The following is a 12,825-nucleotide window of genomic DNA, read 5'->3' on the forward strand; positions in this document are numbered from 1 at the left end:
CGCGATCGCGCCGTAGGGTGAGTGGCGTGAACGACCGCTTGGTATGGATCGACTGTGAAATGACCGGCCTCGACCTCGACCGGGACGCCCTGGTCGAGGTCGCCGCCCTGGTGACCGACTCGGAGCTGAACATCCTCGGCGAGGGCGTGGACGTCATCATCCGCCCCCCGGCCGAGGCGTTGGAGACCATGCCGGAGATCGTGCGCACCATGCACACCTCCTCCGGACTGCTCACCGAGCTGGAGCACGGGGTCACCCTGGCCGAGGCCGAGGAGCTGGTGCTCGGGTACATCCGCGAGTTCGTGCCCGAGGCCGGCAAGACGCCGCTGTGCGGGAACTCGGTCGCCACCGACCGGGGCTTCCTGGCGCGGGACATGCCCACCTTGGAGGGCTACCTGCACTACCGGATCGTGGACGTGTCCTCGATCAAGGAGCTGGCCCGCCGCTGGTACCCGCGCGCCTACTACAACAGCCCGCAGAAGGGCGGCAGCCACCGGGCGCTGGCGGACATCCGCGAGAGCATCGCCGAACTCCGCTACTACCGCGAGGCGGTGTTCGTCGCCCAGCCCGGGCCGGACGGTGACACCGCGCGGGCCATCGCGAGCAAGCACCAGCTGCCGACCCCCTGACCAGCCCTCCGGTCCGGGCGATCGGCGAAACCCTGGCGCGAGCACTCTCCCGGATCCTGTAGAGTTCTTCCTGTCGGAGCGGGAACGCCCCGGACAGATGGTGGGTGTAGCTCAGTTGGTAGAGCACCTGGTTGTGGTCCAGGTGGCCGCGGGTTCGAGTCCCGTCACTCACCCCATCGAGCCAGAGGGCCCGATCTCTTCAGGAGATCGGGCCCTCTGGCGTTTTCCTCGCCGGGCACCCCTCCCCGATCAAGCTACCCACTAGTAACATTGCCGGCATGACCACACCTTCGATCGGGCAGCTGCTCGACTCCACCGTCCCGATGGCGCACACCCTCAAGATCGAGTACCTGGAGACGACCCCCGAGCGGGCCGTGCTCCAGCTGCCGGACCAGGCCGAGTTCCACAACCACGTCGGCGGACCGCACGCCGGCGCGATGTTCACCCTGGCCGAGTCCGCCAGCGGCTGCGTGGTGCTCGCGGCCTTCGGCGACCAGCTGTCCAGGGCGGTGCCGCTGGCCGTCAACGCCGGGATCGAGTACAAGAAGCTCGCGATGGGCGTGGTCACCGCCACCGCCACGCTCGGCCGGCCGATCGCCGACGTGGTCGCCGAGCTGGACAAGGGCGAGCGCCCGGTCTTCCCGGTCACGGTGGAGATCACCCGCGCCGACGGCGCCGTCACCGGTGTGATGACCATCACCTGGACCCTGCGCCCCAACTCCTGAGCGACCGGGGCGCCTGACGCCCCGCGGGCCCCGGCCGCCCCCGCACCCGCCGGGGCGGCCGGCCGCAGGCCCCGGCGGACCGGCTGTCGAACCGACCGGCTCGGCGGAGCACCGGCGGGTGCACCGGCGGCCCGAGTACGCCGCCCGGCCGCCGGGGCGCCATTTCGGCTGGAAATCGCCCCTCCTCGCCCCCGTACGGCGGCAGCCGGCCGCACGGAGTGATGACGGACAGTCACCACCGGCGTGACCTTCCCCGTTGCCCCGTCGTTCTCCCCTCACGTGCGAGCCAATCACGCGAACCCCCCGCCGCCCGAGGCCGACGGCGGCCGCCGCGCCGCCGGCCGAGGTGGCGCCGGCCGGCTGCCCAGGGCCCGGACGCTGGCGGCGGGAGGTGCCGTGCTCGCCCAAGTCTGGGGACTGGGGCTGGGGTTCTGCGCCTCGGCGCAGGCCGCCGGCGGCGGCGAGGCCGGCTCCCGCCGGTCGCAGCACGCCGACGCCCCGGCCCCCGCCCTGCTGGATCAGCTGACCCAGACCGTGGCTCCCGTGCTGGAACACCCGGCCGCGCCCGTCGAACAGGTGCTGCAGGACCGGATCAGAGCCGGTGGCCTCCCCCTCCCCGGCCAGGCCACCACCGTGCCGGACGCCTTCGCGATCGCCACCGTGCTGCTCCCGTCGGTCCCGCCGCAGCCGCGGCGGGAGCTCCCCGCCCGCGCCTCCCGGTCGGGCCAGGCCGTCGAGGCGGCGCTGCCCGCCGCCGCGGCACCCGTCGCCAGCGGGCCGGCGGTCGACGGCGGCACCCGGCTGCTCACGGACACCGGGCCCGGCAGGACGGCGACCGCCGCGACGCCGGCCGCCCTCCCCGGCCCCGCGGCGGCACCGGACGACCAGGACCGGCCGCCCACCGCCGACGAGCTGGCGCTCGCCGCGGCCACCCCCCTGCACCCGGACGGGACGGACGGCGGCACCGCCGTGCTGGTCCCGATCACCGCCGGCCTGCTGCTGGCCGGGGCCGCCGCCCTCAAGCACCGGGGCCTGCCCCGCGGCCACTGAGCCGGGCCGCCCGACGCCGGGTACCGCGCGACCGGCGGGACCGCCCGGGTGCTCGGCGGGTCCGACGATCCGCGGCGGCCGGCCGGCCTAGCCGCCGCTGTACCTGCACTCGTCGCTGGTGCCACCGCTGCGGCACTGGCCGTAGCCGTACCTGGTCTCCACGCCGGTCGGGCTCGGGGACGGCCGCCGGTCGGGCCGGCCCGGTGGGTTGTCGGGGAAGGCGAGGGCGAGCGCGAGGAAGCCGGCCACCAGGGCGAGCAGTGCCTGGGTGACGGCGGTGACCGGCGCGGGCCGCCGGCGCACGACGGCGAGGACCGCGGCGGCGATCGCCACGGCGCCGACGGTCAGCGCCTCCCCGGTGTGGTCGAACTGCTGCGGCTGCCCTTGCGCGGCCCACTGCTCCATGCCCATGGCGAAGCCCACGTACAGCAGGACCACGACCTCCAACGCCAGGAGCGCGACGCCACCCAGCAGGTCGGCCGCCAGGGAACGGCGGCGGTCCGACGGCCGGCGCGCCGGCGATGTCTTCGTCATGGCGCCAGCGTCACAGGCCGGGCGGGCCGCCCACCTGAGTACGGGTACTCAACCGGCCCGCCCCGTCACCCGCCCAGCCGCCGGCCGGGCCCACCGGCACCGGTGGGGAGCCACGGGCGAACGGCGGCGCCGGTCAGTGGAAGACGCCCGGCGGCGGGGCGGGTGACGGGGCGGCCGTGGCATCGGTGGCGGCGGGCGCCCCGGCGGTGAAGTCGGCGAGCGCCCGGCCGTGCTCGACCCGGCCGAGGTAGGAGTCGGAGGCCACCCGGCGGCCCAGCTCCTCCAGCGGCAGGGGCTGGTGCCCGGCCGCCAGGATCAGGTTGCCGAACCGCTTGCCGCGCAGCACCGCCGGGTCCGCGACCAGGCAGACCTCGGGGAAGACCGCCAGCAGGGTGGCGGCCTGGCTGCGGGCGAACGGCAGCGCCGAGCCGTCGGTGAGGTTGGTGGCGAACCGGCCGCCGGGGGCCAGCGCCCTGGCGGCCAGCTCCGCGAACTCCACCGTGGCGCAGTGCGCGGGCACCCGGGCGCCGGCGAAGACGTCGGCGATGACCAGGTCGACGGTGCCCTCCGGGGTGCGCTCCAGCACCGCGCGGGCGTCCGCGCCGCGCACCTTGATCTGCCAGCCCCGCTCCAACGGAAGCTCCGCGCGCACCAGTTCGGTCAGCGCGGTGTCGATCTCGGCGACCTGCTGGCGGGACCGCGGCCGGGTGGCGGCGACGTACCGGGCCAGGGTCAGCGCGCCGCCGCCCAGGTGCAGCACGGTGACCGGGCGGCCGGGCGGGGCCGCGAGGTCGATCAGGTGGCCCAGCCTGCGCTGGTACTCGAAGCCGAGGTGCGTCGGGTCGTCGAGGTCGACCAGCGACTGCGGGGCGCCGTCCAGCAACAGTTGCCAGCCGCGCGGGCGGTCGCGGTCCGGGCGCAGCTCCGCCCGCCCGGAGTCGACCGCGCGGATCAGCGGACCCTGGGCGTGCGTACGGCCGCCGGGTGCACCGGCGGCGGAGGCGGAGGCGGCCGGATCGGCCCCGGTCGGAGCCTTGCCGGCCCTGCTGCGTCCCATGGCGACCATTATCGCCGGTGGGGTCGGGGACGGTCCCCGCGTCGGAGCAGCCCGGAAGCAGCCCGGAAGCAGCCCGGGATCGGAGCGGGATCAGTACGGGCCGAGCCCGCCGGCGGTGAGCGTGCAGGCCGCCTCGCAGAGGGCGGAGCGCAGCACCCAGGCGTCGGTCGCACGGGCCGGTGTCCCGGGGCCGGTCGGCGGCATCACCCAGCGGGGGTCGGTCGGGCCCGGCAGCACGGCGCCGGCGGTACAGGAGCTGCCGGGCAGGTGCCAGCCGACGGCCGTGCCGGCCGGTACCAGGAAGGCGATCGCCGTGCCGCCGGCGGTCTGCAGCACCGCGCCGCAGGCCCGCCGCAGCCGGAGGATGTCCACGGTCTCCAGGCCGTGCCGGACCGAGACCGTCACCAGGTCGTACCGGGCTGCCGGGCGCACCGCCCCCGCCCCGCCCCCGCCGAGTGCGGAGAGCTCGCCGCCGGGGGCCTCCGGCAGGAGCGCGGGGGCGACGCCCGGCGGTACCCATTGAGTGGCCAGGCGTCGATGGTGCGGCAGTCCGATAGCCATGAGCCCTCCTGTCACCTCGTCAGGTCGGAAGCCGGGTCACTCGGTCGGGTGGGGGCGAGCGACGGAGGCCTCCAGGTACCAGGACAACGCGGGCGGGGCCCGGGAGGCCACGGGGTGGCGTACAGCAAGCCATGGCATTTCATGGCGGATCCCGGATGCGGCGGGCGAATTGTCCGCTATGACCCGAAGACCGACCGGGCACGCGCCGTGGCCACCCTGTGACTGCGAGTACTCTCGTGCCGACGCCGGACGGCCCCCCGATCCCGTACGGCACACCAGCATCCGCCGGCCCCACCCGGCCCCCGGCTCGACCTTCGGTGCACGATCTCGGAGCGCAGCATGACAGCCACGCGACCGGACGGGCCCGCGCCCGCGGCCCCCAACACCGTGATGCGCGAGCTGCGCGGCGACCTCTCCCCCGGGGAGTTCGCCACCGCGGTCCGCCGGGCCGCCCGGGAGATCGGCGAGCACGTGTCCTGCGACGCGCGCTACGTCGGCCGGGTGGAGGCCGGTGAGATCCGCTGCCCCAACTACGCGTACGAGCGGGTGTTCCGCCACATGTGGCCGGGACGTTCCCTGACGGACCTGGGCTTCGCCCCGCGGACCGTGGTCCGCCGCCGGGCCTCCGACGGCGGACCGGCCGCCGCACCCCCGCTCGACGACCCGCAATGGCCCGATGAGGAGATCGACGACGTGCGTCGCCGGACATTCCTGCGTGGCGGCCCGACCGCCCTCGCGGCCGCGCTCGGCCTGGACGGCCCGGCGCAGGCCGCGGCCCCGCCGCCGCTCGCCGCGCGGCCCGAGCTGCCGGCCCCCCGGAAGGTCGGCGCCGCCGAGGTGCGCGGGGTCGAGCAGGCGGTCCGGGACATCCGGCTGCTCGACGACGCCCACGGCGGTGACACCCTCTTCGAGCGGGCCGGGCAATCCCTGCGCAACGCCTACCTGTTGCTCAACGACGGCAGCTACACCGCCGCCACGGAGCGGCGGTTGCAGGCCGGCGCCGGCGAACTGGCGATCTCGGTGGGCTGGTTGGCACACGACTCGAACCGGCTGATGGACGCCCGCTCGTTCTACTCCGAGGCGCTGGCCACCGCCCGGATGGCCGGGGACGCGGCGCTGGAGGCCCATGTCTTCTGCAACAGCGCCTTCCTGGCCCGGGACGCCGGCCGGCCGCGCGAGGCGCTGCGGGCCGCCCAGGCCGGACAGGCCGCCGCCCGGCGGCTGGGCTCCGACCGGCTGCTCTCGCTGCTCTCCCTGCGCGAGGCCGGCGGCTGGGCGCTGCTGCAGGACCGGGCCGCCTGCGAGCAGGCGCTGACCCGGGCGCACACGCTGTTCGACCGGGGCGGGCGCAGCACCGACCCGGAGTGGATGTCCTTCTACGGAGAGGCGGAGATCGCCGGCTTGGAGGCCCAGTGCTGGGCGGCGCTCGGCGGGTGGGACCGGGCGAGCGAGCGGGCCGGGCGGGCGGCCGGGCTCCAGCAGCCGCACTTCGTCCGCAACCGGGCGCTCTACACCGCCGAACTGGCCCACGACCGGCTGGGCCGGGGCGATCTGCGAGGGGCCGCCGAGCACGCCGAGGCGGCCACCCTGCTGCTCGACCGGGTGCGCTCGGCCCGGATCCGCGGGATGCTCGCGCACACCGCCGGACGGCTGCGCGAGCACCGGCGGATGCCTGAGGTGCGCCGGTTCCTGGACGTCCACCGCAGCGCCCGCACGGCCGCCTGAGCGGGCGCGCCCCGCCCCGCCGCTCAGTCGAGGTGGCTGTGGTCGTTCCAGATCTCTACCGCGGGCAGGCCGTACTCCCAGGACAGCACCGAGAGCGCGGCGGTGCCGAGCTTGAACCGCTGGGCGTACTCGGGCGGCAGGCCGAGCCAGCGGGCGGTCAGGATCCGCAGCAGGTGCCCGTGGGCGAAGAGCACCACCTCGCAGTCGGCGGCGTGCATCTCGGTGGTGTCCGGGTGCGGCAGCCCGTGCCGGGAGTTGAGCTCCTCGATCAGGCCGTCGACCCGGGCGGCCACCTCGGCGAGCTTCTCGCCGCCGGGCACGCCGTCCCGCCAGATCAGCCAGCCGGGGTGGTCGGTGGCGCGGATGTCCACGCCGGTGCGGCCCTCGTACTGGCCGTAGTCCCACTCCAGCAGTTCGGGGCGGTCGACCGCGCGGTCGCCGAAGCCGGCCAGCTCGCAGGTCTCCCTGGCCCGGGAGAGCGGGCTGGTGTAGACGACCGCCTCGGGCAGGCCGTTCCACGGGGCCTTGGCCAGCCGGGCGCCGAGGGCGCGGGCCATCGTGCGGCCCTCGTCGGTCAGCGGGACGTCGGTACGGCCGGTGTGCCGCCCGGTGGCGGACCAGGAGGTCTCACCGTGGCGGACGAGCACGATACGGGCTGGCATGCGGTTCTCCTCGCGACGTGGTACGCGGCGGCCGGCTCGCCGTTGAGGGCCTGCCTCCATGATCCCGCACCGCGCACCCACCGGGCGCGTGGGCGCAGCCGACGGGGTGCGACCCGCCCCGGGCGCCCCGCGGCGGGGTACGTGCCCGGATTGTCGGAGCCTGGTGCAACACTGGGGCGCACCATGAACGTCTCGCATCCCGCGCAGGCCGAACCCCTGGCGCAGCGCCTCGCCGAGCTGCGCGGCGCGACGCCCCAGCGCAGCCTCGACGCCCGCGCCCTCGCCGCCCTCGCCGCCAATCCCGGTTGCCGCCGCCGCGCCCTGCTGGACGCCGCGGGCGTCGACAAGGCCGCCGTCGCCCAGCAGCTCGGCCGCCCCGCGCCGTTCGGCCAGTCACCGTTCGCGATCGCCCGCGGCAACGTCTTCGAGGCCCGGCTGAAGAGCGACGGGTACGCGGCGCTGCTCGGCCCGCTCCGCCGGCTGCTCGGCCTGCCGCCCGAGGGCGGCACCCCTCCCGCCGTGCCCGACCTGCTGAGCCGGGCCACCCCGGCGGTGCGGGCCGAGCGCACCCGGGAGGTGCTGGCCGCGGCGGCCGCCGACCCCACGGGCTGGACGCTGCTGGACCACCCGATGCTGCGGCTCACGGTGGCCGGCAGCCAGGCCTACCTGGAGCCGGACGCCGTGGTGGTGCACGGCGGCCGGTGCACGGTGGTGGAGATCAAGTCCTTCCCGGTGCTGGACGGGTCGGCCGACCCGGCCAAGGTCGGCGCGGCGGCCCGGCAGGCGGCGGTGTACGTGCTGGCGCTCCAGGAGACGGCCGCCCGGCTGGCCGGCCGGGAGCCCGCCGCCGACCCGTACGCGGTGGACGAGCTGCCCGGGAGCCCGGCGCTGACCGTGCTGCTGGTCTGCCCGAAGGACTTCTCCAACCTGCCGACCGCCGAGGCCGTCGACATCCGACGGGAACTGGCCACCACCCGGCGCCAGTTGGCCCGGCTGACCAGGATCGAGCAGTTGCTCGACACGCTGCCGCCGGGCACCACCTTCGACCTGGACCCGGACACCAGCGGCGCCCCGGGCCGGCCCGCCGAGGAGCTGGCCGCGGCCGTCGCCGCGGTGCCCGCCGCCTACGGGCCGGACTGCCTGGCCGCCTGCGAGCTCAGCTTCCACTGCCGTGATCAGGCCCGCTGCGCGGACTCGGTGGAGCAGTTGGGCCGCGGGGTGCGGGGCGAGCTGGGCTCGATCCGGACGGTCACCCGGGCGCTGGCCGCGGCCGAGGGCACCGCACCCGCCGGCGCCGGCAGCACCGGGCCCGACACCGACGGCGGCAGCAGCACCGGGCCCGACGGCGACGAGGCCACCGACGAGGCCGCGGCCCGGCTGGCGTACGCGGCGGCGCTGCGCGCCGAGGCGCTGGGAAGGCCGGTCCGATGAGCCTGCTCACCACGCTCGCCCGGCTGGAGGCCGTCCGCAGCGGCCGGGCCGAGCCGCTGGCCACCGTCCGCCACCGGCACCTGTCCGAGCGGCCGATGGTGCTGGTCCCGCTCGCGACCGCCGGTGAGGACGGGGCGCCGCTGGCCGTCCTGCTGGGCACCGAGCGGGCGGCGCCGAAGCTGCTGCTGGTGCCGCAGCCGCTCAACCGCACCCAGCGCTTCGAGTTCCTGGCCGACTTCGCCGCCGAGCTGCTGCCCTATCTCGACTCGTTCGCGGGCGAGGTGGAGCAGGTGGAGGGTTCCGAGAAGGATCCGGAGACCGGCGAGAAGATCCCGGTGCTGCGCGAGCTGTGCGCCGACGCTCCGCAGCTGATCGTGCCCAACTCCGGCGCGGTGCGGCACCTCGCGCTGCTCGGCCGGTCGACCAGGTTCCGCCGCACGGCGGAGGACCCGGATCCGGGTCCCTACCCGGCGCCGACCCGGGTGCCCCTGCTGGGGCGCTGGCTGACGCACCTGACCGACCGGGCCCAGGTGCCGGGCAGCAGCCTGCTGCTGCCCATGACGGGCCTGCTGGCACGGCACTGGGCCACCGGCCAGAGCCACCTGGAGGACCAGCACCTGGCCGCCCAACTGGCCTGGCACTTCCCGCCCGACGGGTGGACCGGCGCCCGGGCGGCCGAGCGGGCCGAGACCGGGCGGGGCGAGGACGGCCGGCTGCTGCACCCGCCGGCCGGGCCGGTCACCGACCCGCGGTTCGACACCCTGGTGCTGGCCCCCGCGATCACCCGGCACGACGCCGCGCTCGCCGCGCTCCGGCAGGCCGCACCCGGCGAACAGGCCCGGGCCGAGCTGCACCTCAAGCAGGCCCACGAGCGGCTGCACGGCGCCCTGGAGTCCGAACTGCTGCCCACCTGGCGGGACCTCTGGCAGGGCCTTGACCTGCTGCGCGCCCTGCCGCCCGCCGCCCACCTGACCGAGCGCTGGGAGGGCGACCGCTGGTCTTACACCGGCCACCGGGACCGGCTGGCCGCCGGCGAGCCCCCGCAGCCGCGCCGGGACGACGCGGTGACCGCCGCCCGCAAGCTGGCGCAGCGCGAGCGCGAGCAGGCCCGGCTGGACATCCAGGAGGCGCTGGACGATCCGCTGGCGATGGCCGGGCACCGGCTGGCCGGGGAGGCGTTCAGCGGCACCGTGACGGCGGTGGAGCTGGAGTACGACACCTCGGGCCGCTCCGCCAAGCCCCGCCCGCTGCTGACCCTCGCCACCCCGGACCGCCCGCACGCCGACCCCGGCCGCGAGGTGCACCGGGCGGGCGCCGCGTCCGCACAGAAGGCGGAGATCGTCGCGGCCGCGCCGGGCGAGGTGACGGTGCGGGTGCTGTCGGGGATGGGCCGCAAGCGGGAGCCGGAGCCGGGCAGCCTGCCCGAGGTCGGTGAGCGGGTGGTCTTCACCCTGTTCGAGCTGACCGCCCGCCAGTCCGCCCCGCTGCCGGAGCCGGACGACACCCCGTGGACGCACGGCGGCCCGCCCGGCGCCGACCGGACGCCGCCTACCGGACCCGAAGACTGGGAATGAACTCCGCCATGACTGCCCATCAGCCGAACGGCCCCGGTACCGCGGGCCCCGCGCCCGACTCCCCCGGGGCCGCCGCCGACGCCGCGGTGGCGGCGATCCTGGCCGCGGCCGTCCGGCCCCGACCCGGCGCGCCGCGCGGGGTGGTGGTCGACTCACCGCCGGGGGCCGGCAAGTCGACCCTGGTGGTGCGGGCCGCGCGGGAGCTGGTCGCGGCCGGCGAGCGGCTGATGGTCGTGGCCCAGACCAACAGCCAGGTCGACGACCTGGTGGACCGGCTCGCGGCGAAGGGCCCCGACCTGACCATCGGCCGGCTGCACGCGAGCGACGCCCGCCCCGCCCCGGAGGCGCTGCGGCACGGGAACGTCACCGCCTCCGGCAAGGTGGGCGACCTGCTGGAGCAGGACGTGGTGATCTCGACCGCCGCGAAGTGGCAGTGGGTCAAGGACGTCGACCCGTGGCGGCACGCGATCGTCGACGAGGCCTACCAGATGCGCTCGGACGCGCTGCTCGCGGTGGCCCGGCTGTTCGAGCGGGCGCTGTTCGTGGGCGACCCGGGGCAGCTGGACCCGTTCACGGTGGTCGGCACCGAGCAGTGGGCCGGCCTCTCCTACGACCCGTCCAGCAGTGCGGTGGTCACCCTGCTCGCGCACAACCCGACCATCCGGCCGCACCGGCTGCCGGTGTCCTGGCGGCTGCCGTCCACCGCCGCGCCGCTGATCTCCTCGGCGTTCTACCCCTACACCCCGTTCCGTTCCGGCACCGGGGAGGGCGAGCGGCTGCTGACCGCCGCGGTGCGGCCGGACGGATCGGCGGTGGACGCGGCGATCGACGAGGCGGCCGAGCACGGCTGGGCCCTGCTGGAGCTGCCGGCCCGGCACACCGTACGGACCGACCCGCAGGCGGTCGCGGCAGTGGCGGCCACCGTCCGCCGGCTGCTGGACCGCGGGCTCGCGGCCCGCTCCGAGCAGGGCACGACCCCGCTCACCGCGAGCCGGATCGCGGTCGGCACCGCGCACCGGGACCAGGCGGCCGCGGTCCGCGCCGCGCTCACCGCGCTCGGCGTGCCGGTGGACCAGGCGGCCGGGCCGGCCGTCACCGTCGACACCGCCAACCGGCTGCAGGGCCGGGAGTACGACGTCACCGTGGTGCTGCACCCGCTCTCCGGCCGGCCGGACGCGACCGCCTTCCACCTGGAGACCGGGCGGCTGTGCGTGCTCGCCTCCCGGCACCGGCACGCCTGCATCGTGGTGGCGCGGGCCGGGATCGCCGAGCTGCTGGACGAGCACCCGTCCGCCGAGCCGGTGCAGCTGGGGGTGGCGGTGAAGTTCCCGGACGGCTGGGAGGCCAACCACGCGGTACTGGCGCACCTGGCGGAGCACCGGATCCGGCTCGGTTGAGACCTCGCCCGGCGGATCCGGGCGGCATTCCGTGGCCGGGCGGGCACCGTGGGTGGTCAGGACGGGGAGGGGGCGCACCGGGCGCGGCCGCGCTCCCCACGTGGGGAATAGCAACCGCACGCGCACCGTTCCGCTACCGGTGTCCGCCGAGTGACAATGGACGGCGGCCCGGTCCCGACCGGCCGGCCCCCGGGTCGGCCGACCATCTGGAGGAGCGTTCATGCCCGATCCCCACCCACAGGCGTCCGACCGCAGCGGCACCCCCGCACCGGCCGCCCAGGATCTGGGCAGCTCCGCGCCGCGCCGCCTGCGCCCCGCCCAACTCATCTTCGAACCGCAGGCCGCCGAGCCCGAGGCCGAGCGCTTCTTCGACCTGGACTCGATCGACGACCCGGCCGAACTGCTGCGCCGCTCCACCGAGTTGACGCTCGCCTTCCGGGCGGCCGCCGAGCGGGCCAGCGACTTCCAGGCGATCGCCGCCGCCCAGCTGGCCGACCCCCGCCGTTTCGACGCACTGACCCCGGCCGAGATCGCCGACCGCGCCGACTGGACACCGGACTACGCCTCCCGGATGGTCGACTACGGCCGCGGCCTGCAGCGCCGCGGCGAGGACCACTAGGGCTGCCGACTGGCCACTGGCATATGCGGCTGGGAAGGGTACGCCGTCGCCCCCCGGCTTGTCCGCCGAACGTCACTTTCTGCGCGCGGACCCGGCCCGGCGGTCCACGCTGCTGCCGTGGACATCTGGACGTATCAATCCGTGGAGTACGTCACCGTGGCCGGGGAGAACTGGCTGGCTTCCGCCAGCGAGTACCCGCGCAGCATGCGGGCGCTGTGGGAGTCCCGCCCATGGGCGCCGGCGGTGCTGCCCTGCGGCCGGGTCTTCGACGTGGTCAGCATGCCGGCGCTGTTCGGCCGCCGGGTGCTGGACGAGCTGTGGGCCTCCGGCCCGGGCTGCGGCCCGGTCGCCTCGTTCCGCGGCCGCGCCCTGCTCTTCGTGCAGCCGGGCGCGGCGCCGCGGCTGCGCTCGCTGCTGGCCTGGGAGGAGTGGGCCCGGGACGTGCCGCCGCTGCTCTGCCACGGCCAGGGCGACGCCGTGACGGTGCCGCCGGTGCAGCGGATGGTGCACGCACCGGACTCCCCCGGCCAGGGCCCCGGGCGCTGGATCGTGGCCCCCGACAGCCAGGAGCCGTGGCTGCCCGGCGCCGCCGTGGTGCTCTGGGCGTGCGTCCGCGCGGCCCGGGCCGGCTCCGCCGCGACCGGCCCGGAGCCGGTGCCGCAGGTGTGACGCGCGGTGGAACGGCCGTCGAACCCCGGGTGCCCGGGCAGCGGTATTCGATTTTGGATCCGCGCCCGGCCGCTGCTAAAGTCTTCCTCGTCAGCACGCGCCGCTAGCTCAGTTGGTTAGAGCAGCTGACTCTTAATCAGCGGGTCCGGGGTTCGAGTCCCTGGCGGCGCACAGACGGTCGAAGGCCCCCTC

13 protein-coding genes and 2 tRNA genes are annotated in these 12,825 nt (G+C 76.3%); 11 read left to right on the plus strand and 4 right to left on the minus strand.

Annotation, left to right across the window (positions count from 1 at the left end; genetic code table 11):
* The first annotated feature begins 26 nt into the window (after positions 1–26).
* The 4 genes from orn (at position 27) to AB0K43_RS29355 (ending at position 2,404) form a co-directional block, all read left to right on the plus strand.
* Positions 27–629, plus strand: coding sequence for an oligoribonuclease (gene orn, locus AB0K43_RS29340; RefSeq protein WP_363645047.1), 603 nt, complete (start codon positions 27–29; stop codon positions 627–629).
* Positions 630–729: 100 nt separating this feature from the next.
* A tRNA-His gene (locus AB0K43_RS29345) sits at positions 730–805 on the plus strand.
* A gap of 102 nt (positions 806–907) precedes the next feature.
* Positions 908–1,354 carry a DUF4442 domain-containing protein gene (locus AB0K43_RS29350; protein WP_363645049.1) on the plus strand — a complete coding sequence of 149 codons (447 nt, stop codon included), beginning with the start codon at positions 908–910 and terminating at the stop codon, positions 1,352–1,354.
* Between the two features lie 396 nt (positions 1,355–1,750).
* Positions 1,751–2,404: a hypothetical protein gene (locus tag AB0K43_RS29355; protein ID WP_363645051.1), complete on the plus strand. Its 654-nt coding sequence runs from the start codon at positions 1,751–1,753 to the stop codon at positions 2,402–2,404.
* Between the two features lie 87 nt (positions 2,405–2,491).
* Here the strand turns inward: AB0K43_RS29355 and AB0K43_RS29360 are convergent, their stop codons facing one another.
* The 3 genes from AB0K43_RS29360 to AB0K43_RS29370 form a co-directional block, all read right to left on the minus strand.
* On the minus strand, positions 2,492–2,938 hold the full coding sequence (locus AB0K43_RS29360) for a DUF6234 family protein (RefSeq protein WP_363645053.1): 447 nt from the start codon (positions 2,936–2,938) through the stop codon (positions 2,492–2,494).
* A gap of 133 nt (positions 2,939–3,071) precedes the next feature.
* Positions 3,072–3,995, minus strand: a complete 924-nt coding sequence (locus AB0K43_RS29365; RefSeq protein ID WP_363645055.1) for a fused MFS/spermidine synthase — start codon at positions 3,993–3,995, stop codon at positions 3,072–3,074.
* A gap of 90 nt (positions 3,996–4,085) precedes the next feature.
* On the minus strand, positions 4,086–4,556 hold the full coding sequence (locus tag AB0K43_RS29370) for a hypothetical protein (RefSeq protein WP_363645057.1): 471 nt from the start codon (positions 4,554–4,556) through the stop codon (positions 4,086–4,088).
* 339 nt (positions 4,557–4,895) lie between these two features.
* Between AB0K43_RS29370 and AB0K43_RS29375 the strand changes: the two genes are divergently transcribed.
* Positions 4,896–6,281 (plus strand): tetratricopeptide repeat protein, encoded by a 1,386-nt coding sequence (locus AB0K43_RS29375; RefSeq protein WP_363645059.1) that lies wholly within the window; start codon positions 4,896–4,898, stop codon positions 6,279–6,281.
* A gap of 23 nt (positions 6,282–6,304) precedes the next feature.
* Here AB0K43_RS29375 and AB0K43_RS29380 read toward each other — a convergent pair whose 3' ends face one another.
* Positions 6,305–6,943, minus strand: a complete 639-nt coding sequence (locus AB0K43_RS29380; RefSeq protein ID WP_363645061.1) for a histidine phosphatase family protein — start codon at positions 6,941–6,943, stop codon at positions 6,305–6,307.
* 183 nt (positions 6,944–7,126) lie between these two features.
* Here AB0K43_RS29380 and AB0K43_RS29385 point away from each other — a divergent pair, with 183 nt between their 5' ends.
* From AB0K43_RS29385 to AB0K43_RS29410, 6 genes are all read left to right on the plus strand, one after another.
* Complete coding sequence (locus AB0K43_RS29385; RefSeq protein WP_363645063.1) at positions 7,127–8,374, plus strand: hypothetical protein; 1,248 nt, start codon at positions 7,127–7,129, stop codon at positions 8,372–8,374.
* Entirely contained in the window at positions 8,371–9,948 is a 1,578-nt protein-coding gene (locus AB0K43_RS29390; protein WP_363645065.1) for a hypothetical protein, read from the plus strand. The genes AB0K43_RS29385 and AB0K43_RS29390 overlap by 4 nt, the downstream gene beginning before the upstream one ends.
* An 8-nt stretch (positions 9,949–9,956) precedes the next feature.
* Positions 9,957–11,345 (plus strand): AAA family ATPase, encoded by a 1,389-nt coding sequence (locus AB0K43_RS29395; RefSeq protein WP_363645067.1) that lies wholly within the window; start codon positions 9,957–9,959, stop codon positions 11,343–11,345.
* A gap of 220 nt (positions 11,346–11,565) precedes the next feature.
* Entirely contained in the window at positions 11,566–11,964 is a 399-nt protein-coding gene (locus tag AB0K43_RS29400; RefSeq protein WP_363645069.1) for a hypothetical protein, read from the plus strand.
* A 117-nt stretch (positions 11,965–12,081) separates the two neighbouring features.
* A complete protein-coding gene (locus tag AB0K43_RS29405) occupies positions 12,082–12,633 on the plus strand; it encodes a bifunctional DNA primase/polymerase (protein WP_363645071.1) in 552 nt (183 codons plus the stop codon).
* 97 nt (positions 12,634–12,730) lie between these two features.
* Positions 12,731–12,804, plus strand: a tRNA-Lys gene (locus AB0K43_RS29410).
* Positions 12,805–12,825: the final 21 nt, after the last annotated feature.

Origin of the sequence: Kitasatospora sp. NPDC049258, from assembly GCF_040678895.1 — a bacterium.
Taxonomy (GTDB): domain Bacteria; phylum Actinomycetota; class Actinomycetes; order Streptomycetales; family Streptomycetaceae; genus Kitasatospora.

Coding starts and splice junctions, on each gene's coding strand:
- AB0K43_RS29365 (WP_363645055.1), bottom strand. CDS start 3,995: ATGGGACGCAGCAGGGCCGGCAAGGCTCCGACCGGGGCCGATCCGGCC.
- AB0K43_RS29375 (WP_363645059.1), top strand. CDS start 4,896: ATGACAGCCACGCGACCGGACGGGCCCGCGCCCGCGGCCCCCAACACC.
- AB0K43_RS29385 (WP_363645063.1), top strand. CDS start 7,127: ATGAACGTCTCGCATCCCGCGCAGGCCGAACCCCTGGCGCAGCGCCTC.
- AB0K43_RS29360 (WP_363645053.1), bottom strand. CDS start 2,938: ATGACGAAGACATCGCCGGCGCGCCGGCCGTCGGACCGCCGCCGTTCC.
- AB0K43_RS29400 (WP_363645069.1), top strand. CDS start 11,566: ATGCCCGATCCCCACCCACAGGCGTCCGACCGCAGCGGCACCCCCGCA.
- AB0K43_RS29370 (WP_363645057.1), bottom strand. CDS start 4,556: ATGGCTATCGGACTGCCGCACCATCGACGCCTGGCCACTCAATGGGTA.
- AB0K43_RS29380 (WP_363645061.1), bottom strand. CDS start 6,943: ATGCCAGCCCGTATCGTGCTCGTCCGCCACGGTGAGACCTCCTGGTCC.
- AB0K43_RS29350 (WP_363645049.1), top strand. CDS start 908: ATGACCACACCTTCGATCGGGCAGCTGCTCGACTCCACCGTCCCGATG.
- AB0K43_RS29390 (WP_363645065.1), top strand. CDS start 8,371: ATGAGCCTGCTCACCACGCTCGCCCGGCTGGAGGCCGTCCGCAGCGGC.
- AB0K43_RS29395 (WP_363645067.1), top strand. CDS start 9,957: ATGACTGCCCATCAGCCGAACGGCCCCGGTACCGCGGGCCCCGCGCCC.